Raw genomic sequence first — 21623 nt, 5'->3', positions numbered from 1 at the left:
AAATCATGAGCATCTCTAACGCCCTGTCAAATGCCCTGTCGGGTTTGACCGCGACCAGTCGTGCGGCCCAAATCGTTTCGTCCAACGTCGCCAATGCGTCCACAGAGGGATATGGCGTTCGGAGGCTAGCGACCGCGGCTCAGGTGACAGGAAATCAAGGCAGCGGCGTCCGAATTGTGGGGGTGGACCGGCAGGTGAACCCCCTTTTGATCGGTGCTAGGCGGGAATCTGACGCATCGCTCGGCCAAAATACAGTGCTGGCCGATTTCACGCGGCGCATCGAGACCGCGATCGGCACACCAGATTCTCCATCTAGTCTCACCACTCTGTTTACGGCGTTTGAGGGGAGTCTGATTTCGGCGGCAAACCGCCCCGAAAGCCAAACGCGGCTTACGGCGGTGGTCGACACCGCCGCGCGCCTAGTTAGCAAACTCAACACGCTTTCGGACACGGTTCAAACCGCTCGGTCACAAGCCGACCAAGGTATCGCCAGCGATATCATGTTCTTGAACGAGACGCTTTCGCAAATCCATGAAATCAACGTCCAAATCCGTAACAACCAGGGTAGCGGACGCGGCAATGCCGCTTTACTGGACCAGCAACAGGCATTGATCGATGGGATCGCGCCCCTCATTCCTCTACGTGAGCTGCGAGACAACATCGGCCAGGTTGCCCTTTATAGCGCCGACGGCTTGGCCCTTCTCGATAGTCGACCTGCAGTCTTTGAATTTGATCGAGCCGCCGTTATGGCCCCTGACTTGACTCTAGCCAATGCAGGGCTTTCCGGCCTTCGCATGAACGGTCGGTTGCTGGATTTTGACGGCCCATTCCCTGCGCTTCAAGGCGGCAAACTCGCTGCCCAATTCGCCCTGCGAGATGACAAAGCGATCACTGTCCAATCGCAATTGGACGCCGTAGCCCGCGATCTGGCCGCGCGGTTTGATACACCTGGGCTCGATCCGACAATCACTGCGGGCGATCCAGGGCTCTTCACCGATGGCGGTAGCCTAGTGGATGCGGCAAACGAGGTCGGTTTGGCAGGGCGATTGGCAGTCAACGCCTCGGTTGATCCTGATCAAGGCGGTGCAGAATGGCGCTTGCGCGATGGGGTGGCCGCCGCGACCGAAGGGATCGCGGGGAACACCGCACTTTTGGACGATATGTTAGATGCATTGAGAGCGGTTACGCCTACTCAATCCGGCGGCTTTTCCGGCGCCGGTCGGAGCATGGGCACACTCGCTGCTGATATGGTCTCTCTCGCCGCTTTGGCGCGGCAGTCTGCCGAGCTTGATGAAGGCTTTGCAGCGACCCAATACACATCACTGCGCGAGGCAGAACTCCAGACTGGCGTCGATACCGATCGCGAGATGCAAGAACTTTTGGTGATTGAGCAGGCCTATGCCGCCAATGCCAAACTAATTCAAACCGTCGAAGAGATGCTCGACCAATTGATGAGGATTTAAATCATGACTCTGACATCCATCGGCGATATGGCCCAGACGTTTCACCTCCGCCATCGAACCACAGAAATCAAAAACGAGATGCTGCGCCTCACTCATGAGTTGAGTAGCGGCAAGAAGGCCGATCTAGGCGCGGCACTTGGCGGCAATCTCGCAAATCTCGCAAAAGTGGAGAGCGGATTGCAACTCGCCCGCGTCTATCAGTCCGCTGCGAGTGAAGCGGCCCTTCACACCGGTGCGATGCAATCCGCACTTGAAACGATCCAAAAGCAACTCACCGAAACCGGGCCGACTTTGCTGACCGCAGCAAACACCGGTGCGCAATCCAAGATCGACAGTGTCGCCGCAGATGGCGCATCCAAATTCGACCTCGCCGTTAGTGCACTGAACAGCCGCATTTCAGGCCGCAATCTGTTTAGTGGCGATGCCCCAAATCAATCCGCCCTAATCACCGGCAAGGAAATGCTTGCGGCCTTGGAACCCTTGGTCAACGCTGCAACCAACGCCCAAGACGTCATCATGATCGTGGAGGATTGGTTTCTTGCCCCCGGGGGTGGTTTTGAAACCATAGCCTATCAAGGTGGAACCGGGCCTGCCTCAAGCTTCACTGTAGCGCCAGGAGATGTCATCAATCTGGACATCTCGGCAGCATCCACTGAGATCCGCGAAGCGCTCATCGGCTTCGCTTTGAACGGTCTGATTGGCAACAATATCGGGCCAGGAGGAGATGCGGATCGCCGCACCCTTCTGGAAGAAGCGGGGACTAGGATGATGACAAGCCAATCTGGAATCTCTGAGACCCGCGCGCGGATTGGGACCGCGGAAGAGAGAATTGAAATCGCACGGGTGCGCAGCGCTGCGACCGAAACAACACTCTCCATCGAGCACAACCGGATGGTCGGTGTCGATCGCCCCACCACCGCAACCGAACTGGAAGAAATCCAAATGCAACTAGAGAGCCTTCTGGTTCTGACTGCAAGGACGGCACGCCTAAATCTAACGGAGTTTCTGAGATGATGCGCGCGGTTCTCGCCCCGATCCTCGTGCTGGTCCTGGCGGTTCAGGCCGCAGCCTCCCCATTCGGATTCGTGACCTAGTCGAATTTGACGGCGTGCGTGGCAATGATCTGGTTGGGTATGGCTTGGTGGTCGGCCTCAACGGCACCGGAGACGGCATTCGCAACGCACCGTTTACCGAAGAGATCATGGCCAACATTCTCGAACGCTTGGGTGTCAATGTAACCGGAGAACAATTCCGACCGCAAAATGTAGCGGCTGTCTTTGTCACCGCCGTCCTGCCGCCGTTCTCCCGCGCCGGCAGCCAGATCGATATCACTGTCTCCGCGATCGGCGATGCCGATAGCCTGCTTGGTGGGACGCTGGTTATGACTCCCCTCACTGCCGCAGATGGTGAGATTTATGCCGTCGCGCAAGGGACCGTGATTGCTGGTGGGGCGTCAATCGAGGGCGAGGCCGGTCGCGTCGTCCAGTGTCCCAACCTCGGGTCAGGTGCCCGCAGGCGCCCGGGTCGAACGAGAAATCGACTTCGAATTCGGGGCACTGCAAGACATTCGGATGGCGCTCCGGACCCCCGACTTTACAACCGCCGCGCGGATCGAACGAGCGATCAATGCCGATTTCGGGCGCAATGTGGCCGTGATGTTGGATGCGGGCACGGTGTCACTCAATGTCGCGGCGACGCGGGCACAATCACCAGCCCATATGATAAGCCGCGTAGAAAACCTTTTCGTCGAACCCGAGACCAGAGCTCGGGTTGTCGTCGACCAACGCTCCGGCACGATCGTGATGGGCGAAGATGTGCGCATTTCGCGCGTTGCTGTGGCGCAAGGTAATCTCACCCTCCGAATAGAGGAACGTCCGATCGCGGTGCAGCCAAACCCCTTTGCGGAAGGGGAAACTGTTGTTGTTCCGCGCACAAATATCGACCTTGTTGAGGAACCTGGCACAGGCCTCGCGGAGGTCAGCGGAGGCACATCCCTGTCTGAGGTAGTCGCTGGCCTTAACGCCCTTGGTGTTTCGCCCCGCGATATGATCGACATCCTCAACAGCATTCAAGCTGCAGGTGCGCTTCACGCAGAATTCATCGTGAGATAACGCAAGACCAACAAGCGTAGAAACATTAAGCCGTGCTAATCTGCGCAGGCTTGCTGTTTGCTTGAGCATCGCATTTAGTGGCACCCATCTGGGGACGTTGAGGCGGGCAGCTAAAGCAGCCTAATATAGCGCATCACAGCCCGCGCACGTGGTCCCGGTAAGTCTCTTAGAATCTGTGCACGCAAAGCCGTATTTTGAGACTTGAGCAAATGCGCAATGACAGCCGGATGTTCGCTCGCAATGGTAGAACGGTCTAGATTGGCCGCGAGCCGCGCGACCAGGCTTTCAGCCCCCATAGGTGACCGAATCTCATTAACCGCCTTTGTGATATTTTTTGTTTCCAGAGTAGCTAATGGATCAATCTTCGTGGCAGTAGTGGACAACGGCTCGGCCAGGCTTGGTTCGCCACCCAGCAACCCACGTTCACGAAGCCTCTGAATCAACCGATTCCTTTGCCAAGCCAAAGTGTCATCCGCTGTCTCAGCGCTCTCGATGTCTTCGGTACCCATTTCAGGCGCACCGAAGCCGCTTTGCCTCAGTGCTTCAAACCGATCACGTCCGAGCAGTGACAGCAGCGCGCGGGCCTTCTCGGCCTTTACCATGCTCGACCGCGTCGCAAGACTTGGATCAGGGCGTTTCGGCATCAAAGCCTCCTTGGTTAGAAATAGCTTCGCACGAGCGCGCCCGTGATGAGGACCCAACCATCAGCGACGACGAAGAACGCCAATTTGAAGGGCAACGAGACAATCGCTGGCGGCACCATCATCATCCCCATCGACATCAAGATGGCGGCCACGACCAAATCTATGATGAGAAATGGAAGAAAGATCAGAAACCCGATCTGAAAGGCGCGCTCGACCTCGCTGAGCATGAAGGATGGGATCAGGATGGATGGGTCGGGGGTCGTATCGACCGGCAATTCTCGGAGCGCCATCATCCCTTGCAAGGTATCTGGGTCGACACGGGCCTCCATAAACACGCGAAACGGCGCATAGGCCAACGGGACGGCCTGCTCTGGGGCAATCATCCCATCGATCAGTGGGGCAATACCTTCTGTGTAGGCTTCTTGAAAAACCGGCGCCATCACAAAGTAGGTCAGGAAGAGCGCGAGGCTGACGATCAGCATATTGGGCGGTGATTGCTGGAGGCCGATTGCTTGCCGCAAGATCGACAGGACAGTGACGACAAAAGGGAAGCATGTTATCATGATCGCAAGCCCAGGGGCCAAGCTGAGCACTGTAATCAGCGCGATAATCTGAACAGCACGGGCAGTCAAAGAGTCACCGTCTCCGAAATCGAGGGAGATTTCTTGAGCGCTGGCGGCGCCCGCGAAGGCGGCGATAGACCCCGCAACGACAAGGCCAGCAACGAGGTGTTTAATCGGCATTGCCTGGGTCCACGACCTTGGTGACACGAACCGCGAGTTGCCCCGCCTGATCGCCTTCGAGTTCGACCAACTCGCCGGTTGCCACCAATCGATCACCGACGATGACCTCCACCTCATCCTCGATGCGACTATCCAATGGTAAGATCGCGTCACGTTCCATGTTCAAAAGCTCCGAGATCGTCGGACGCGCTCGACCAACGCAGACGCGGAGATCAACAGGGACATTGCGGAGCGCCCCATTGCGAATTTCGGCACTCGTTTCGGTCATTGGGCTATCCTTATCTTAGATATCAGTCTGATCGGTGGCTGTGTCGGAGAAGTCGCGGATCGCCTCAGCAATACGAGCGCTGGCAGCATCCAAGTTGATCTCTCGCAGTTCGGTGCCGAATCGAAGCGTCACATGGCCCTCGGAATAGGAGGCGTCGGGCAGGACGGTCAGATCAACTGAGATGCTATTGGCGACAAACGTCTCCAATGTGGGGCAGATCGAAGGGGCGGCAATCAACTCGCAAGATCCATCAGGCAAATCACCAAGAATTTCGTCCAGTTCCGCACGGACTGTTGGCACCAATGCTTCGGCGACAATAGCTGGCAACATTTGCTCAACTATCCCGTCGAAAAGGGGTTGAAACGCGGTCAGGACTTGAGCTCTTGCGTCGTCATACGTGAGGGTCAGATTCTTGAGCGTCTGGCTCAAGTCTTCACCGATCCGGGATCTGTTCTGTTTTTCGGCGGCGATGCAATCATCCCACCCGTTACGATATCCTGCTTTGAACGCGTCAAGCTTCAACGTCTCCAAATCTGCATCCGGCTGCTCCGCCTTCACCTCGGCCAAACCCTTCGAGGAGGGCGTTCCGAATTCCTCGAGCTGTAGCGCGCGTTCCATTAGGCTGGCTCCTCATCTTCTTCCATCCAACCGCGCAAAATCTCGACGGTCTCGTCTTGGCGCTCATCAATGAGTTTCCTCAGGCGATCTACCGGATCGACCAGGGGCTCGGTCGGAGCGGGCAGCGCCGGGTCGATTCTGTCGGGGAGAAGCTCGCCATCTTGCGACCGCAACGTCGCCGACTGTGGAGGCGCTTGCTCGGATCGCGCAGATGGGGCTGCGTCGTCGGCCGATGCTGCGAGAGCATAAGCGGGCGCGACATCGGGCAGAGCGTTGTTAGTTTCCGACCGGGCCAGCGCAGCAACGGACTGTCCGCGTAAGATCGGGCGCACCACACCAAAGGCAATCGCCAAAGCGACCGCAGCCAAGAGACCCAGATATAAAAGGCGCGAGAGATCCAATCCGCTCCAAAGGCTGGAGCCGCTGACCTCTCCGACCCCGGAGGCTGCTTCCTCCTCAAACACCATAGATTGAATTGTCACCTGGTCACCGCGCTCTGCGTCGAACCCAATGGCCGATCGGACCAATTGCTCAAGCGCCGCAATTTCTTGTTCATCGCGCGGCTCAATGACTTCACGGCCGTCCTCATTGATCCGAGGCACCATTGACCAACACGGCAACGCTGATCCGGCGTATGCCGCCCGGGCCGGTTTCAACCTCGCGCTGCGTCTCTGAGACGTCAAAAGTGACTCGCTCGCGACTCTCGCTGTTCTGACTTGATGACGTGTCTCCTTCACCTTCAGCAGCATCTCCATCCGGCAGATTAGAGGCGACTGTCACAGCTCCAGACGCGCGATCTTGCGCCGTATTTGATCGCTCCTCGGTATCCGTAGCGATGATGATGCGACTTTCGGGATCAATCCGCCGTTCAACCAAAGTCTCATGCGCGGTGTTCAGATCGACACTGACCTCAACGACAGCATTGCCTTGACCAACCCGCGCCGTCAGCAAGCGCCCAATATTTCGACGCAAATCCTCAGCGCGTCCCGCAGAATCGGCACCGGGCATGTCCAGGCGATCGCCACCAAGGAGCTGTCCGCTATCGGCATCAATCACGGTAACGTTCTCGGGTAACAAGCCGGGAACAGAAGACGCAACAAGATAGCGCAAGGCTTCCGCATGACCGGAGCCGATCCCAACGGCGGCTGGGCGTATGGCCACAGAAGCGGTCACGTCCACACGGTCTTGAAACGGATCATTGCCAGGATTGGCCAGATGCACGCGGGCGGCGCGAATTCGAGGGCTGGCAAGTATGGTCCGGGCCAGTTCACCTTCCTTCGCCCGCCAATAGGCGGCATCAAACATTTGCGAGGTCGTCCCGAAGCCAGAAAGCGAATCGAGCAGTTCGTAACCGGCGGCTCCATTTGCCGGGAGACCTTCACCTGCCAAGCTCATGCGCAATTCATCGCGGTGCGCCTGATCAACGAAAATCGCGTCACCCCGCACCGAATGGGGCACACCGCGCGCCTCCAAAGCGGCGATCACCTCACCCGCAGCCGTCGGCTCTAGACCCGAATACAACAAGACGTAGCTGGGCGCGGTGGCCAAACGCGACAGGATGATAAGGGTGACAATCAGAGCCGCCACACCACCGAGAAGAAGCGCCTTCCGGCGGGTTTCCAGCGCCATCCAATAGAGACTGAGCTGTTGCACCTGTCACCTCATCATTGCGCCATTCTGGCCCGTTCGATCTGGGTAATAGGCTTGCGGCGATTAACATTCGGTTAGTGCAGGCGAGCTAGAACAAACGGAGATCAAATCTGTAGGAGACGGACAGAATGGCCGTGTTAGCTGACCCAGATTCAACCTTGGCCCGAAAGAAACGCGGCCTGATGATTCCGTTCCTGATTGGGCTGATTTTGGCCGCCGCCGCCGGGGGCGGCGGGTATTGGGCCGTGACCAATGGACCGCTGGCCGCAATGTTCACCCAAGCTGAGGAAGACGATCAGCCGGCTATGCGGCCCGCGGAATATGTGCCGGTCGCGTTCGTTCCATTGGAGACGCTCATCGTTTCTTTAGGTTCAGAATCATCCGGTCAGCATCTGATCGTCACGGCACAGCTTGAGGTGGATCCGGCCTATGCCGATGAGGTTATGACCCTGTCCCCTCGGGTTCTTGACGTGCTGAACAGTTATCTCCGCGTCGTGGAGATTGACGAACTGAGCGAGCCGACCAGCTTGCTTCGATTACGGGCCCAGATGCTGCGCCGCGTGCAAATCGTCACCGGCGAGGGCCGCGTCCGTGATCTTCTGATAACGCAATTTGTGGTGAACTGATGGATATGGCTCTGACTTTTTTGGCGGATATGTTGATGGTGGCGGCTGCGCTCGGCGCGGCGGTTTATTGTTTTGTGCTCTCCCGACGCGTGAGCAATCTAAACAGTATTGATAAGGGTCTCGGCGGTGCGATCGCTGTTCTGTCGGCGCAAGTCGACGACATGAACAGAGTCCTTGAGGCCACTAAGTCCGACTCCGATGTTGCCGCGGCTCGCCTGGAGAGTTTGACGCATCAAGCTCGCGGCATCGCCGATAATCTGGAGACGATGATCGCCGCCTGTCATGATTTCGCCGATCCGGTCCTGGCACCAGGACCCGCGTTGCGCGGCGATGACACAATCACAACCGAGATAGATGATCTAGATCTGGCAGATGACGAGACCCAAGACTCTTCTCAGTCGGCGGCAATTCCAACACCGCTCTTTAGCACGCCGGCCCCGCAGCTGACGGAGCAAGACACACAAGAACACCCGACTCTTTGCCATGTCGACGCAGAAATAGCGGAAGCTCAGCAATGAGTGTTCGAAAAACGAGACGCGAGAAGCGTTGGCGACGGCGAAGCCTACTGCTCGTACTCTGCGGCGCATTCGGGCTGTCAGGTGTTCTGCGTCTTGGAACGCTGGAAGTGGCATGGGCGTCGACACTGGATTCAGGTGCCTCGCCGATTGCCATCGTAGATGCCGAGATGAACTGCCCGATGACGGCCCCCGTCGAGGAGGCGTTAACCATGATCCGGGAACGAGCTGAATTTCTCGACGCGCGCGAGGCAGAGCTTGACGGGCGCGAGCAGGCCGTGATCGCGGCACGCGCCCTCATCGAGGATCGGCTGGCGGCCCTGGAAGAGACCGAAGCACGATTGCAGGCACTTCTTGCTATGTCGGACAGCGCAGCAGAAACAGATCTGCAGCAGCTTACGCAGTTGTATGAGACCATGGATCCCGAAAGCGCTGCCCCGCTCTTCGAGCAAATGGACGTCAGCTTCGCTGCGGGCTTTCTGTCGCGAATGCGCCCTGAGGCTGGTGCCGCAATACTGGCTGAGTTACCGCCAGAGACCGCTTATTCGATCTCCGTTCTCCTTGCGACGCGAAACGCCACTGCGCCCCGTTTTTCGGAGCCGGTGCCCACGGAAAATTAAACCTTCTCCCCGAAAACGGAGAAGACCCTATCACATGAGGCGCACTGCATGATTGGTTTGATCGGTATTCTCATCGTGTTTGTGACTGTGTTCGGTGGCTATATGGCGGCGGGTGGCAAAATCTCCGTCATATTGCAGTCGCTCCCTTATGAGTTGACGATGATTGGTGGAGCGGCCGTTGGCGCCTCATCATCGCGAACAATGGCTCCGGCGCGAAACACGCCCTGAAAGATATCTCTAAGGTCTTCAGGGGGCCGCATTGGCGATCTGATGATTATCGGGAGCTTTTGTGCCTCCTTTTTGAATTGATCCGCCTGGGCCGTCAGAACACAGTCGCTCTAGAGGAACATATCGAAGCTCCCGATGCGTCGGAGATTTTTGGTCGCTATCCACGCATTCTAGCCGATCAAGAAGCCACCGATTTGATCTGCGATACGCTGCGATCGGCGTCCATGAACTATGACGACCCGCACCAGGTCGAAGAAGTTTTGGAAAAGCGGCTTGAGAACAGACTGCAACACGCGATGCATCCTGCCCATGCGATGCAAACCGTAGCTGACGCGCTTCCTGCACTGGGCATCGTCGCTGCGGTATTGGGCGTGATCAAAACAATGAGCTCGATTGATCAGCCGCCGCAAATCCTCGGCGGAATGATCGGTGGCGCCCTGGTCGGGACCTTTCTGGGGGTATTCTTATCCTATGGATTTGTGGGGCCGTTTGCGACGCGGTTGAAGACGGTTGTTGAAGAAGATCATCATTTCTATGCTCTGATACGGGAAGTCTTGGTCGCCAATCTGTTCAACCATGCCACCAATATCTGCATCGAGGTGGGGCGCCAGAACACGCCAACCCACATCCGGCCGGCGTTCAACGATCTTGAAAAATCGCTAAAATCTCTGAAAAACCCGGCGGCGGCATGACTCGTTTCGCGCTGATCATTGCGCTGCTTTGGCTGCTGCCAAATCATGCGATAGGTCAAGTGGTCGTGATCCGCTCCGGTGAACATGATGATTTTACTCGCTTGGTCGTTCCAATAGGTGCAGAGCGAAGCTGGGTACACGAGCAACAAGATCGACGTCACAAGTTGACCTTTGCCCCTCCGATTCAAAACTATGACCTAAGCGACGTCTTTACGCGCATCCCTCGGAACCGTCTGGTCGATATCGGTCAATCGGATGGGCTTGAGCTAACCCTCGCCTGTGATTGCGAGGTTCGTCTGTTTCGCTTCCGAGACCGATTTCTCGTTATCGATATCGCGGACAGCGACACCATGAACACAAGGTCAAACCTCCTAACGGTACGACCGACATTGCGGCCGACTATAGATGTCCAGCGCCCAATTCCGCGGAGGACCGCCGAGCCGGTCGGTCTTCCGAACCCCTTTGACGGGCCACAGTTGAGCTTGAGTACCGAAGAGTTGCCGCCACCTGCCGCAACAGCCCAGCCGGAGATAGATGGTGCAGCGCTTAATAACGCCGCAGATCACCTCGCTGAGCAAATGGCCCGCGCCCTCGCCACCGGCCTACTCGAAGCAGCGCCGGGACAACCCTTGTCAGCCGGAGACCCGCTTCAATCGACGACAGTTGAGCAGGCTGTCTCGGGCCGGGTAAACGCATCAAATCTCGAAGAGGCGTTCATGCCTCCGGCGATCAGCACCACCGACCCCGGCCCGGCAACGCCTGGTATCGCGCTCAGGGCTGAAACGGCATTTGACACAATCCGTCAAGGATTGGGCGCAGCTATATCTGCCCAACCTCCGCTATCTTGTGATCCAGAAACCGAGTTGGCGATTTCGACTTGGTCTAACGGCCTGGGATTTGAGCAAGAGATCGGCTGGCTCCGCGCACAGATCTATGATGATCGCGATCAACTCATCCCAGACGCTGTCATCGATTTGGCGCGTTTTTACATCTACTATGGCTTTGGTGCCGAAGCGATGTTTTGGTTGCACCAACTGCCATCAGCACCGGAAACGGAGTTGGCAATTGCCCGGTACCTGAATGAGGAGCCTGGGTCAGCCTTTTCGCCAATCGAAACGATGGCAGCCTGCAACGGAATGGAGTTGTTGTGGCGCTATCTGGATGATCCGAACACCACACCGCTAAGCACAGAAACGCTTGGACCCGTCTTTCAGGCTTTCACGCGTTTGCCACCCGAGCTCCGGGACATTCTTGGCCCCGAACTGGCACGCCACTTGCAAGATGACGGCGAAATTGACACGGCACAAGACGTTCGCAACGTCGTTGCGCGTGGTGGTCGACTAACAGACAGTCGGCAGCTCTTGTTGGATATGGATCTGGGTCAACCCGCCGCTCCCGATCACGCAATCGCCAGTCTTGAAGACGCGATGCACCGCGAAAGCAGCTCGATACCCGACGCCATGCTCCACTATCTCCGTGTGCACCGAGATGAAGACCGCGTCGTTCCGGTCGAACAGCTTATCGCCGCAGACGCTCTTTTGCGCGAAGCCTCTCACCTGCCGGAGCAAGGCGGGTTGTGGCACGAGATGATCTTGGCAAACGCCAGGGCCGCTCGGTTGGGCCGGGCGTTGGACCTCCTTGATCAAACAAACGACTCCACCCTTGAGCAAAGTGTCTTAACGGACCTATTTGCGAGCTTTCTCCGGCGCAACGACGATGCGTCACTGATGATTTTGGCGGCGGCACGCGCTGATCGGTGGCACCGCCCGCCAATACAATGCAACTGCGCCGCGAGATTGCCGGACGATTTCTCCGAGACGGATTGCAGGAGCTGGCCTTCCGGATTGCGCCTAGAGGTCAACCGATCGAAGCATGGGTGGTCGACGCGCCCGACAACTCTGATCCAGAACAGGGCGAAGTTTTATCCCTTTGGCAGCGCGGCGATTGGCAATCTCTGGCGCAGACATCGACCGGCCCACACGCCGTGTTTGCAGAGCAGATCGTGGCTATAGAAGACTCGCCTTCGACGAGCGCCGACCCTGACGATCTACGCGCGATCCAAGAAACCGTTGCCGACAGCGCCGCCATCCGTGCGTTAGTGGGGGCCACCTTGACCACCCCCACGCTTTCCCCGGCTGACTAACGGATTGGTAAACTGTTCGACCTAACCTGGTCTCCATCGACAGCCTTGCAAGAATTGCGAGCCCTCAGAATGAGTCTCATTCCTTCGCGGGGAAACCGCACATGTCATTTGCCTATTGTTGCGGTGATGGCCGTTCAGGTTTTGATTTTCGTATCTCCCACGTCGAATGCTTCAACCGCCACAGTCGTCGGCTCTGACCAATGCGATTCAGCCGCTCGACAATCGGCGGTTGAAACAGCAGTCCCGATCACCGTGTTGATGGCGATCTCACGAACCGAGACAGGGCGCACACGAAACGGACAGGTTTCTCCATGGCCTTGGACCGTCAACATCGAAGGCCAAGGCATTTGGTTTGAAAGCCGTGACGAGGCCCAAACCTTTATCCTAGCGCGTCACGCAGACGGCGCGCGCAACTTTGATGTCGGTTGTTTCCAGATCAATTATCACTGGCACGGCACAGAGTTCGCCTCAATCGAGATGATGCTCGACCCGCTGACCAATGCAAGATATGCGGCGCGGTTCTTGGCTGAACTCCACGGTGAGTTTGGCAGTTGGGAAGCCGCTGCAGGGGCATATCATTCGCGCACGGACCGTCATGCCAGGCGCTATCTAACAACCTATCGCCGCCACTACGCCGCCTTAGCCTCAGGTCAAGACGCGCGGAGCGACGTGCCGCCCTCTCGAAGACTGAACGAATCTGTCCGGGAAAACAGCTTCCCACTTCTGCGCTCAAACAACCTGCCGTCGACCGGTCTTGGGTCACTCATGCCCCAGATTACGCAGCGCGCCGGGCTGCTTCTGGAGGCTATGTAATGGCAACGCTGCGGACCATTTTTCAGCCGACAATCCTGCTCGCGCTGGCCCTTATGGCGGTCATCGTGATGATGATCTTGCCCGTCCCATCCTGGATTTTGGACATCGGACTCGCCGCGTCTTTCGGGCTGGCGATCTTGATCTTCACAGTCACCCTTTTCGTCGAGCGTCCGCTCGATTTTTCCTCGTTTCCGACGATCCTCTTGGCCTCTTTGATGCTGCGCCTGTCGCTCAATGTGTCATCGACGAAGTTGATCATTGGCGAAGGCCATACCGGCACATCCGCAGCAGGCGGCGTGATCGAAGGCTTTGCGATGTTCGTGATGGGCGGAAGCGTCGTCATGGGCCTGGTGATCTTTGGCGTTTTGTTGATCGTGAATTTCATCGTCATCAATAAAGGTGCCGCCAGGATGGCTGAGGTGGGCGCGCGTTTCGCCTTGGATGGCATGCCGGGTAAGCAGCTGGCCATTGATGCAGATATGTCTGCCGGCGCCATCGATCACACAGAGGCCAAAGAGCGCCGCGAACGTGAGCAGGCTGAAACAACTTTCTTTGGATCTCTCGATGGTGCCTCCAAATTCGTCAAAGGTGACGCGATTGCAGGCCTACTGATCACCCTTCTCAATCTGGTTATGGGCCTGATCATTGGCACCGTGATCCACGACATGCCGCTTGGTCAGGCATTTGAGACCTATTCAATCCTGACGGTCGGCGACGGGCTGGTTTCTCAAATTCCAGCTGTGATTATTGCCATCGCATCGGCATTGCTTTTGGCCCGCGGCGGTGCAACGGGCGCGACCGATAGCGCTTTGGTTGGCCAACTGGGCAAACACCCATCGGCGCTCGCCACCGTGGCGGTCTTGATGGCGGTGTTCGCCCTGGTCCCGGGGCTACCTTTCCTGCCGTTTCTGATCGGCGCCGCGGCCCTCGGGACCGCAGCGGCGTTGAAATTCTCGGCAATGCGGCGCGCCTCTCAGGCCGAACCATCTCAAGGCGACAAAGCAACAGAGGCTCCGGCAGAAGAGAAGATCGGAGATGTGCTCGACCTTGATGAAATCCATGTCGAATTTGCACCCGATCTGGTTAGCCTCGCACTTGATCCTGCGACCGGGCTAGATGCGCGTATTCGCAATATGCGAGATCACGTGGCGCGCAACTTCGGCGTGATCTTGCCTGAGATGCGGCTGACGGATCGAGTCGACCTATCGCCAGGCACCTATGCGATTCGCATACAAGGCGTCGAACACGCGACTGACTGGCTGGACACAAACGGCATCCTCGTTCTGAAAGGCGAAGGCGACGCAACCCTGCCTCCCGGCCAGGATGTTGACGAACCGGTCTACGGCGCACCGGCCCGTTGGGTCTCAACCGCTGATCGGGAGCAAGTCGCGCTCTTGGGCCTCACCACAGTGGCACCCTCTGAGGTCTTGGCCACGCACCTGCTGGAAGTTCTCAAGCGCAACCTCTCACGCCTCTTAAGTTTCAAAGCCCTCCAGCGACAGCTCGATGCTTTCGTAACCTTAAGCGATTCTGCGCGTGCAGAAGAAAACCGGCGTCTGCTGGAAGAGTTGATCCCGGACAAAGTTCCGTTGGATCTTCTGCATGCAGTTCTGCGGCTGCTGCTGGCCGAACAAGTCTCAATCCGCAATCTGCCGCTCATCTTGGAAGCGATCGCCGAGATCCGCCCCGCAACGCCACAACCTGATCTAATCTGTGAACATGTCCGCCAACGCCTCGGCTTCCAGCTGATTGCCGAGTTGCGTCGTCCCGATGGCAGCCTCCCACTAATCCAACTGGCAGGTCAGTGGGAGGATGTGTTCCAACAACACCAGATGCCGGGCGAAGCAGGGCTGCCAGAGATCGCGTTGCCACCGGAGACTTTTAACAACCTCGCCAAAAGCATTGGCGACAAGGTCACCAGTGCAAGTGAGAATGGAACCTATGCCGCCGTGGTTACGTCTGCCCTAAGACGGCGATTTGTTCGAACTGTTCTAACGGCGCGTGGCATCACCAACCCTGTGCTGTCGTTCGAAGAGATCGGCCTTGATGGAAAGCCGGCTTTGGTTGGGCTGGCCGCGCCATGATCGCGGCCCTGGCAGATCTGTTTCCCGCATTGCAAACGTGGCTGGCTTTGGCGGCTGCTGTCTTCCTCAGGGTGGGCGCGGCATTCCTGGCACTTCCTGCCTTCGGCGAAGCATTTATCCCAGTCCGCGTCCGACTCGGCGCAGCATTGGCCTTTACCATGATCATCGCGCCAGCCCTTAGTGCCGATATGCTGGGTTTGACTCCTGGCGAGATGCCCCCTACCCGATTTTACCTCACCGAAGCCACCTCCGGCCTCTTAATCGGAATTGCGCTGCGGCTGGTGGTTCATGGTCTGCAGATCGCGGGTGTCATCGCGGCCCAAGCCACCTCGCTTTCGCAAATCATGGGCGGAGCCTTGCCAGAAGCGCAGCCGGCAATGAGCAATCTCCTCATGTTGGCCGGACTCACGCTGGCGGTGATGTCAGGGCTACATGTCCACTTGGTTGAAACGTTCTTGCAATCTTATAGCATCTTGCCAGCAGGTGTTTTCCCCTTGACCGGTGACGCCGCAGCTTGGGGCGTTGCACGGGTCGCCGCGACATTTTCGCTGGCATTTTCGCTCGCTGCGCCGTTTCTGATCGCCTCTCTGCTCTACAATGTGGCTCTTGGCGTCATCAACAAAGCCATGCCACAGCTGATGGTGGCTTTTGTGGGCGCCCCCGCGATCACCTTTGGCGGCCTTTTCCTCTTGCTGATCACCGCGCCGTTCATTCTCCCTCTGTGGTTCGCCGCCTTTGAAGCAACGCTTTCAGATCCCTTCGTTGTGCCATAATGAACGACGATCAGCCCCCCGGCGACAAGCCATATGACCCGACACCGAAGAAACTGGAAGAGGCGCGCCGAAAGGGAGAGATCGTGCGCTCCGCAGATCTCAACACAGCGGTCGTCTATGGCGGTATGCTTTTGGGTGCGGCCCTCTTTGGGCAGACAATTGGCAGCGATCTGGGCAACCTGACAAAAGTTACCTTCGGCCAAGCAGACACCCTTGCCGTGCAGATACTGTCACCGGGCGGCGCGAATCTGTCTGGCGGAATGATCTTCATAACCATGACGGTCTTATTGACGATGATCGCAGTACCGACCGGTCTGCTGATCGCCTCACTTTTCGCACAACGCGCCATACTCTTCTCGCCATCCAAGCTCGAACTGGAAGCTGTCGCGTATCTCACTCATATCCAACGCAAAAAACAAATTTGGCGCCAATGGGCTCTTTGAATTCGCGAAATCGAGCGCGAAACTGTTTATCTACTCTGTCCTCTTGGCGGTTTTTCTCTGGGCCCGATCTGACAAGATTTTGACCTCCATCTATGCCTCGGATGGCCAAGTCTTGGTAGCGCTCGGACAACTCATCATCGAGTTCTTGGCCTTTGTTTTTCTTATCTCATTATGTGTCGGAGGCGTCGACTATCTGTGGCAATGGGCCGAGCATCAGCGCAAAAACCGGATGAGCTGGCAAGAGGTGATGGATGAAACCAAGCAAAGCGAGGGCGACCCTCATATGAAACAACAACGCCGCCAACGCGGTGTCGATCTGGCAATGAACCAGATGTTGCAAGATGTGCCAACGGCCGACGTGGTGATCGTGAACCCGACCCACTATGCCGTAGCGCTCAAATGGGAACGTGGGCGGGGCACCGTCCCAATTTGTATCGCCAAAGGCGTCGACGAAATCGCCGCGCGTATTCGCGAACGAGCCTCCGAGCATGGCATACCGATTTTTCACGACCCACCGATCGCGCGCGTGCTCCACGCCACCATCGAGATCGGCGCAGCTATTGAGCCCGATCATTTCAAGGCCGTCGCCGCCGCCATCCGCTTTGCTGACGCCATTCGACAGAAAGCCAAAACGGCGATCGCCAGATGAGCAAGATAGATCAGAGGCTTGTCAAACTCTCGCGCATAGCGAGCCTGTTGGCGGATCGCGCGTGCCAGGAGTTGGCTGAGGCAACGGAAGCGTGCCAGATCATCGAAGCCGAACTGGCCGCGATGGCCGACGCACAAGCACAAATGCTATCTCGACCTACTACGGTGCAAGACGGGGCCGTGATCGCAGGCCTACAAGCTCTGCATCATCGCCGCCGTATGCGTCTATTACAGCAGCTTGCGGCCAAGCAAGCCGTACGACTTGAGAAGCTGACGCTTGCACAAAAGGCCGAGGGGCGCCGACAGGCATTGGACCAGCTGCACGATCAAGCGTCTTGACGCCCGATATCAATGATCAGCACATCCACGACCAAATCGCCAAGCACCTCGGCAGCTGCCTCTCGAAGACCTTCGCGCAGAGGCATCATCGCGTTTGACGAGGTGAAGCTGCCATCAAACCCGCCTGAATTCGCATGCGCGAACATGACCCTCAGAAGCGCATCTCGCAACCGCGGCTCCCTCTGAAAGACGACATCGCTTTGCCCCTGCAGCACTTCAATTGTTAGCGACAGGACAACCATCGAACGGACCGCGCCATGGCGCACGACTGGGATCATGAACTGATTGTTGAGCCGGACGTATTCGAGGCCAGAGGTTGATGCAGAGCGACCGTCCCGCGATCCTGATCGATCATCCGACGGGGTCGCTTCCAGGGCAAGGTTTTGCGCTTCTGCGGCGGGATTGCCTCTGTCGGCCATCACCACACCGGCAGCGATCCCGCCGCCCAGACCGAGCAGCATTAAGATAATGGGAAGCAAAATGCGGATCATCAATGTATCTCAGAACGGAAGAAGAATATCTGCGATCTGCTGACCATAGCGGGGCTGCTGGACATCCGTGATTTGCCCCCGTCCACCATAGGAAATGCGCGCCGCCGCGATCTTGTCATAGGTGATCTCGTTTTGCCGTGAGATATCTTCTGGCCGAACAAAGCCCGAAATCAAAAGCTCGCGGATCTCGAAATTCACTCTGACTTCTTGAGACCCTTCGATCCGTAGAACGCCGTTTTGAAGCACCCCCGTGACAGTCGCGGCTATCCGCAAAGTAAGCTCCTCATTCCGGCGTACAGAACCATCACCAGCGGAACTGCTGGACGACGTGGCATCGACGGCCTCGGCCATGTTGGCGCCGTCCGGCAGTGCCTCGTCGATCCGCTGCGGAATCCCGAAAAGGGACGGGAGTGAAAGCCGCTCGGACCCGCTCCGGGAACGTGCCGTGCTGTTGGATATCTCGGCGCTTTCATCGATCTCAATGACAACGGTGACAATATCGCCGCGATTTTCTGCCCGACGGTCGCCCAAAAGAGACTGCCGACCTGCATTCCACAAAGACGCAGAATCACGCAAATCGACCGAAACCGTATCCCGGGGAAACGGCGCAGACGTCATCGCCATGATCTCGTTCCCGCTTATAGGCGAACTGAGTTCTGGCGCTTGCCCCACATTTTGCAGCCTGCTGCACCCCGACACGACCAGGACCACAGCTAAGACACCCAAGAAACCAAAACGGAAAGGTGGCTTCGACATGTTTGACGTCCTCATTGCAGCGCTCCGACCCCGACCAACCCCGGCGATAGAACCGTGCCAGTCACGGTATTGCGGGATGCCAGATTTATGACCCGCAACCGATCCCCGACCCCGGCGCGTTCGAGTGCTCGGCCTTCGGTCACAATCAGCAGGCCATTTCGATGATATTGCAGCGTAATGATTTCATTTCGGTCAACGACCGCGGGTGCCCGCAAATCGGCGGCGCGGACCGGGCGACCGGGATAGAGATTTACCCGCGCTTCCATTCCGATTGCCATCGCCGGATCGCTGAGCGCGCCTGGAACATGCCCTTCGATCAGCACCACATCAGACGGTCCAATCACCGACTGGCTGCGGATCGTTCCGGTGGCAACCAGGGTTTCGGACCATGCCTGCCCAGTCAAGCTGAGGAGAGCCAAGATCAGGAGGAAGCGGATCATTTTAGCGCATTTGCGTTGTAGCGCTGAGCATCTGATCCGCGGCAGTGATCACTTTGGCGTTCAACTCATATCCGCGCTGCGCTTCGATCAGGTCCGTGATCTCGCGCACGGCATCGACTGAACTGTCCTCGAGATATCCTTGGCGCAGAGTCCCCAGCCCGTCCTGCCCAGGCTGTCCAACAATCGCGGGACCAGACGCGGCCGTTTCCACGAAAAGGTTGGACCCGATCGCCTCCAAGCCGCGCTCATTGGAAAAGCCCGATAAACTCAGTTGACCAAGGAATTCAGGTTCGACCCGGTCGGAGAAATAAGCATAGATCTCGCCGTCGCCATTGATCGAGAGGCTACGCGCATCGTCGGGGATCGTGATGCCAGGCGCGACCGGGTATCCTTCTGCATTGACGATCAACCCATCGCCGGTGCGCTGCAAGCCGCCATCGCGGGTATAGGCAGGCAGACCGGACGGCAGAGTGACCTCAAGATATCCGGCCCCCTCAATCGCGACGTCGAGGTCACCGCCGGTTTCCGACAGGCTACCTTGCGCGAGATTGACCGACACAGCGGCGGCGCGCACCCCCAATCCGAGCTGCACACCAGACGGCACGATGGTCCCATCTGCGGCATTGATGCTGCCAGCGCGGGTCATCTGTTGGTAATGCAGGTCGGAGAATTCAGCACGCCGGGCGTTGTAGCCCGTGGTGCTCATATTTGCGAGATTGTTGGAGATCACCTCTACCCGCATTTGCTGTGCGCTCATGCCGGTTGCGGCGATGTTCAGGGCTCTCATCTCAGCGGCTCCTTATCTTGGCTTATGTCCGTGCGCCAACGGTGCGCAGGAAGGCACGCATCCGTTCGTCTTCCTTGTCGAGAAAACTCTGGCCCAACTCGTAAGAGCGCTGGACCTCAATCATGCGGGTCATCTGCGCGATCGGGTTGACGTTGCTCTCCTCCAGAAACCCCTGCAGGAGTGTGGCGGGCGGGGCAGGTTCGACCCCTCCTTCGGCCACAAATTGCACGCCATTCTGATGACGAAGATCATTTGGATCAATCGGCTGCCAGAGACCAAGAACCGTTAACGGTCGCCCATCAGCACTGAGCGTTCCATCGCTGGCCAATTCAATGCTCCGTGCATCCGGAGGGATAAAAATCGGCGCACCCCCAGCGTCCAGCAGGAATTGGCCATCGGCATTCACCAATTCCCCTTCGGCATTCGGCATAAAATGCCCCGCCCTGGTGAGCGCTTCACCATCGGCGGTCTGGAAGCAAGAAGAAGCCATCGCCTTCTATCGCGAAGTCCAAGCTGCCGCCGGTCTGGGCAAGGGCCCCTTGCTCCATCCGGATGTGCCGCCCAACAGCGGCGGCCATAGACAAGCTATCATGGTCCGCGCCGAGCGCGGCCACATGCTCCGCGAAAATCACGCCTTCGCCGCGAAAGCCTGTCGTCGAGATATTCGCGATATTGTTGGCCACTGTCTGCATTTCACGCAGCAACCCCGACTGGCGGGTCAGTGTGGCGTAGACTGCATTATCCATTACATCGCCTCGATCAGTGGGACCAAACGGTCCGAGAAGTAAGAGGTGAGGCTTTCGGTCATGAACCCCATCGAGATCCAGAAGACCGCGACAATGGCCGCCAGTTTGGGCACGAAGGTCAGGGTCAGTTCTTGGATCGAGGTCAACGCCTGAAACAAACCCACAATGATGCCCGCCATCAGGGCAACAAAGAGAATCGGAGTCGAGATGACGACGGAGATCCACAGACCTTGGCGTAACGTGTCATAGAAGACCACGTCCTCCATCAGACCGGCATCCTCAATATCTCCTGATACGCCTCGACGACGCGGTCGCGTACAGTCACTGCGGTTTGCACGGCCAGTTCGGTCTGCGCGAGCGCGGTGACCAATGAATGCGGGTCGGCCCCAGTGGTCAGCGCGGCATGAGCAGTCTGTTCCCCGTTCCGCACCGTTTCCGTGAAGTTGCGGATCGCTTCGGAAAACGCTTCGCCTGGATCATTTTGCACCGGAGCTCGACCAGGCGCCGGGCGAGTCACCTCTTGCGCCAAGCCATAGCCATTTGCCGCGAGTGCACTGCGAATATCCATCTCGAGATTCCTTTATCTTAGCGCCGCAGAAGGTCGCTGAGTGATGACGACATTTGTCGAACTTGGTCGAAGATTCTCAAATTGGCCTCATAGCTGCGCTGCGCCTCGCGGGCGTCGGCCAACTCGATCACCAGATCCACATTAGATCCTTCATAGTGACCGCTCTGATCTGCCATCGGGTGGCTTGGGTCATAGACTTGCGGCAGAGCGGTTTGATCCAGCCGCACCGGCCCCGGCGCGACAACACCAGGTGTGCCCGCCCCACGATCCAACTCGAAACTGGTCAGTTTGCGGCGGTAGCCGGGCGTGTCCGCATTGGCGATATTCTCAGACAGGTGCTGGATGCGATGGGTTTGGCTACGCATACCGCTGGCCGCGACAGAGAGGGCAGTGCTAAAGTCGGTCATCGGTTTC

Annotated in this window: 25 protein-coding genes and 3 pseudogenes; 14 read left to right on the top strand and 14 right to left on the bottom strand. The window is 57.8% G+C overall.

Annotated features, from left to right (window positions below; translation table 11 throughout):
• Nucleotides 1–5: 5 nt before the first annotated feature.
• The 3 genes and pseudogenes from flgK to QTA57_RS06450 all read left to right on the top strand — a co-directional run bounded on the left by flgK (nucleotide 6) and on the right by QTA57_RS06450 (nucleotide 3574).
• Nucleotides 6–1463, top strand: a complete 1458-nt coding sequence (gene flgK, locus QTA57_RS06460; protein WP_290154175.1) for a flagellar hook-associated protein FlgK — start codon at nucleotides 6–8, stop codon at nucleotides 1461–1463.
• 3 nt (nucleotides 1464–1466) lie between these two features.
• On the top strand, nucleotides 1467–2477 hold the full coding sequence (locus tag QTA57_RS06455) for a flagellin N-terminal helical domain-containing protein (RefSeq protein WP_290154173.1): 1011 nt from the start codon (nucleotides 1467–1469) through the stop codon (nucleotides 2475–2477).
• Nucleotides 2478–2538: 61 nt separating this feature from the next.
• Nucleotides 2539–3574, top strand: a pseudogene (locus tag QTA57_RS06450) (flagellar basal body P-ring protein FlgI).
• A gap of 110 nt (nucleotides 3575–3684) precedes the next feature.
• Here the strand turns inward: QTA57_RS06450 and QTA57_RS06445 are convergent.
• The 6 genes from QTA57_RS06445 to fliF are packed head-to-tail and all read right to left on the bottom strand — an operon-like array spanning nucleotide 3685 to nucleotide 7500.
• Nucleotides 3685–4218, bottom strand: a complete 534-nt coding sequence (locus QTA57_RS06445; protein ID WP_290154172.1) for a hypothetical protein — start codon at nucleotides 4216–4218, stop codon at nucleotides 3685–3687.
• Between the two features lie 14 nt (nucleotides 4219–4232).
• A complete protein-coding gene (gene fliP, locus QTA57_RS06440) occupies nucleotides 4233–4961 on the bottom strand; it encodes a flagellar type III secretion system pore protein FliP (RefSeq protein ID WP_290154171.1) in 729 nt (242 codons plus the stop codon).
• Complete coding sequence (locus tag QTA57_RS06435; RefSeq protein WP_290154170.1) at nucleotides 4951–5229, bottom strand: FliM/FliN family flagellar motor C-terminal domain-containing protein; 279 nt, start codon at nucleotides 5227–5229, stop codon at nucleotides 4951–4953. The genes fliP and QTA57_RS06435 overlap by 11 nt, the downstream gene beginning before the upstream one ends.
• Before the next feature lie 15 nt (nucleotides 5230–5244).
• Nucleotides 5245–5847, bottom strand: coding sequence for a hypothetical protein (locus tag QTA57_RS06430; protein ID WP_290154169.1), 603 nt, complete (start codon nucleotides 5845–5847; stop codon nucleotides 5245–5247).
• Nucleotides 5847–6452: a flagellar M-ring protein FliF C-terminal domain-containing protein gene (locus QTA57_RS18365; RefSeq protein ID WP_330696765.1), complete on the bottom strand. Its 606-nt coding sequence runs from the start codon at nucleotides 6450–6452 to the stop codon at nucleotides 5847–5849. The genes QTA57_RS06430 and QTA57_RS18365 overlap by 1 nt, the downstream gene beginning before the upstream one ends.
• Nucleotides 6433–7500, bottom strand: coding sequence for a flagellar basal-body MS-ring/collar protein FliF (gene fliF, locus QTA57_RS18360; protein ID WP_330696764.1), 1068 nt, complete (start codon nucleotides 7498–7500; stop codon nucleotides 6433–6435). Before fliF ends, QTA57_RS18365 begins: the two co-directional genes overlap by 20 nt.
• Nucleotides 7501–7625: 125 nt before the next feature.
• Between fliF and QTA57_RS06420 the strand changes: the two genes are divergently transcribed.
• The 11 genes and pseudogenes from QTA57_RS06420 (at nucleotide 7626) to QTA57_RS06375 (ending at nucleotide 17421) form a co-directional block, all read left to right on the top strand.
• Nucleotides 7626–8123, top strand: a complete 498-nt coding sequence (locus QTA57_RS06420) for a flagellar basal body-associated FliL family protein (protein ID WP_290154168.1) — start codon at nucleotides 7626–7628, stop codon at nucleotides 8121–8123.
• Complete coding sequence (locus QTA57_RS06415) at nucleotides 8123–8641, top strand: DUF6468 domain-containing protein (protein WP_290154167.1); 519 nt, start codon at nucleotides 8123–8125, stop codon at nucleotides 8639–8641. The genes QTA57_RS06420 and QTA57_RS06415 overlap by 1 nt, the downstream gene beginning before the upstream one ends.
• Nucleotides 8638–9258 (top strand): MotE family protein, encoded by a 621-nt coding sequence (locus QTA57_RS06410; protein ID WP_290154166.1) that lies wholly within the window; start codon nucleotides 8638–8640, stop codon nucleotides 9256–9258. The genes QTA57_RS06415 and QTA57_RS06410 overlap by 4 nt, the downstream gene beginning before the upstream one ends.
• Nucleotides 9259–9306: 48 nt before the next feature.
• A pseudogene (gene motA / locus QTA57_RS06405) lies at nucleotides 9307–10178 on the top strand (flagellar motor stator protein MotA).
• 476 nt (nucleotides 10179–10654) lie between these two features.
• On the top strand, nucleotides 10655–12190 hold the full coding sequence (locus tag QTA57_RS06400; protein ID WP_290154164.1) for a hypothetical protein: 1536 nt from the start codon (nucleotides 10655–10657) through the stop codon (nucleotides 12188–12190).
• 389 nt (nucleotides 12191–12579) lie between these two features.
• Complete coding sequence (locus QTA57_RS06395) at nucleotides 12580–13134, top strand: transglycosylase SLT domain-containing protein (protein WP_290154163.1); 555 nt, start codon at nucleotides 12580–12582, stop codon at nucleotides 13132–13134.
• On the top strand, nucleotides 13134–15218 hold the full coding sequence (gene flhA, locus QTA57_RS06390) for a flagellar biosynthesis protein FlhA (protein ID WP_290154162.1): 2085 nt from the start codon (nucleotides 13134–13136) through the stop codon (nucleotides 15216–15218). Before QTA57_RS06395 ends, flhA begins: the two co-directional genes overlap by 1 nt.
• On the top strand, nucleotides 15215–15991 hold the full coding sequence (locus QTA57_RS06385; RefSeq protein ID WP_290154161.1) for a flagellar biosynthetic protein FliR: 777 nt from the start codon (nucleotides 15215–15217) through the stop codon (nucleotides 15989–15991). The genes flhA and QTA57_RS06385 overlap by 4 nt, the downstream gene beginning before the upstream one ends.
• Nucleotides 15991–16434, top strand: a complete 444-nt coding sequence (locus tag QTA57_RS18355; RefSeq protein WP_330696763.1) for an EscU/YscU/HrcU family type III secretion system export apparatus switch protein — start codon at nucleotides 15991–15993, stop codon at nucleotides 16432–16434. The genes QTA57_RS06385 and QTA57_RS18355 overlap by 1 nt, the downstream gene beginning before the upstream one ends.
• Nucleotides 16373–17083, top strand: coding sequence for an EscU/YscU/HrcU family type III secretion system export apparatus switch protein (locus tag QTA57_RS06380; RefSeq protein ID WP_330696799.1), 711 nt, complete (start codon nucleotides 16373–16375; stop codon nucleotides 17081–17083). Before QTA57_RS18355 ends, QTA57_RS06380 begins: the two co-directional genes overlap by 62 nt.
• Nucleotides 17080–17421 carry a hypothetical protein gene (locus QTA57_RS06375; protein WP_290154160.1) on the top strand — a complete coding sequence of 114 codons (342 nt, stop codon included), beginning with the start codon at nucleotides 17080–17082 and terminating at the stop codon, nucleotides 17419–17421. The genes QTA57_RS06380 and QTA57_RS06375 overlap by 4 nt, the downstream gene beginning before the upstream one ends.
• On the opposite strand, the gene QTA57_RS06370 is transcribed toward QTA57_RS06375, so the two are convergent.
• The 8 genes and pseudogenes from QTA57_RS06370 to flgC form a co-directional block, all read right to left on the bottom strand.
• The gene (locus tag QTA57_RS06370; RefSeq protein WP_290154159.1) at nucleotides 17409–17912 is read right to left on the bottom strand and encodes a flagellar basal body-associated protein FliL; all 504 of its coding nucleotides are present in this window, start codon (nucleotides 17910–17912) and stop codon (nucleotides 17409–17411) included. The genes QTA57_RS06375 and QTA57_RS06370 overlap by 13 nt on opposite strands.
• 9 nt (nucleotides 17913–17921) lie before the next feature.
• Nucleotides 17922–18668 carry a flagellar basal body L-ring protein FlgH gene (flgH, locus tag QTA57_RS06365; protein WP_290154158.1) on the bottom strand — a complete coding sequence of 249 codons (747 nt, stop codon included), beginning with the start codon at nucleotides 18666–18668 and terminating at the stop codon, nucleotides 17922–17924.
• A gap of 11 nt (nucleotides 18669–18679) precedes the next feature.
• Nucleotides 18680–19108 (bottom strand): flagellar basal body P-ring formation chaperone FlgA, encoded by a 429-nt coding sequence (gene flgA, locus QTA57_RS06360; protein WP_290154157.1) that lies wholly within the window; start codon nucleotides 19106–19108, stop codon nucleotides 18680–18682.
• 1 nt (nucleotide 19109) lies between these two features.
• Entirely contained in the window at nucleotides 19110–19895 is a 786-nt protein-coding gene (gene flgG, locus QTA57_RS06355; protein ID WP_290154156.1) for a flagellar basal-body rod protein FlgG, read from the bottom strand.
• Between the two features lie 22 nt (nucleotides 19896–19917).
• Nucleotides 19918–20641, bottom strand: a pseudogene (locus QTA57_RS06350) (flagellar hook-basal body complex protein).
• Nucleotides 20641–20907 carry a flagellar biosynthetic protein FliQ gene (locus QTA57_RS06345; protein ID WP_407933501.1) on the bottom strand — a complete coding sequence of 89 codons (267 nt, stop codon included), beginning with the start codon at nucleotides 20905–20907 and terminating at the stop codon, nucleotides 20641–20643. The pseudogene QTA57_RS06350 and the gene QTA57_RS06345 overlap by 1 nt, the downstream one beginning before the upstream one ends.
• Nucleotides 20907–21209, bottom strand: a complete 303-nt coding sequence (gene fliE, locus QTA57_RS06340; protein WP_145214476.1) for a flagellar hook-basal body complex protein FliE — start codon at nucleotides 21207–21209, stop codon at nucleotides 20907–20909. The genes QTA57_RS06345 and fliE overlap by 1 nt, the downstream gene beginning before the upstream one ends.
• A gap of 17 nt (nucleotides 21210–21226) precedes the next feature.
• Nucleotides 21227–21616 carry a flagellar basal body rod protein FlgC gene (gene flgC / locus QTA57_RS06335; protein WP_290154155.1) on the bottom strand — a complete coding sequence of 130 codons (390 nt, stop codon included), beginning with the start codon at nucleotides 21614–21616 and terminating at the stop codon, nucleotides 21227–21229.
• Between the last annotated feature and the right edge of the window lie 7 nt (nucleotides 21617–21623).

It is taken from the genome of Fontisubflavum oceani (genome assembly GCF_030407165.1).
In the GTDB taxonomy this organism is placed as follows: Bacteria; Pseudomonadota; Alphaproteobacteria; order Rhodobacterales; family Rhodobacteraceae; genus Rhodophyticola; species Rhodophyticola oceani.
This window is presented reverse-complemented; position numbering and strand designations above follow the sequence as displayed.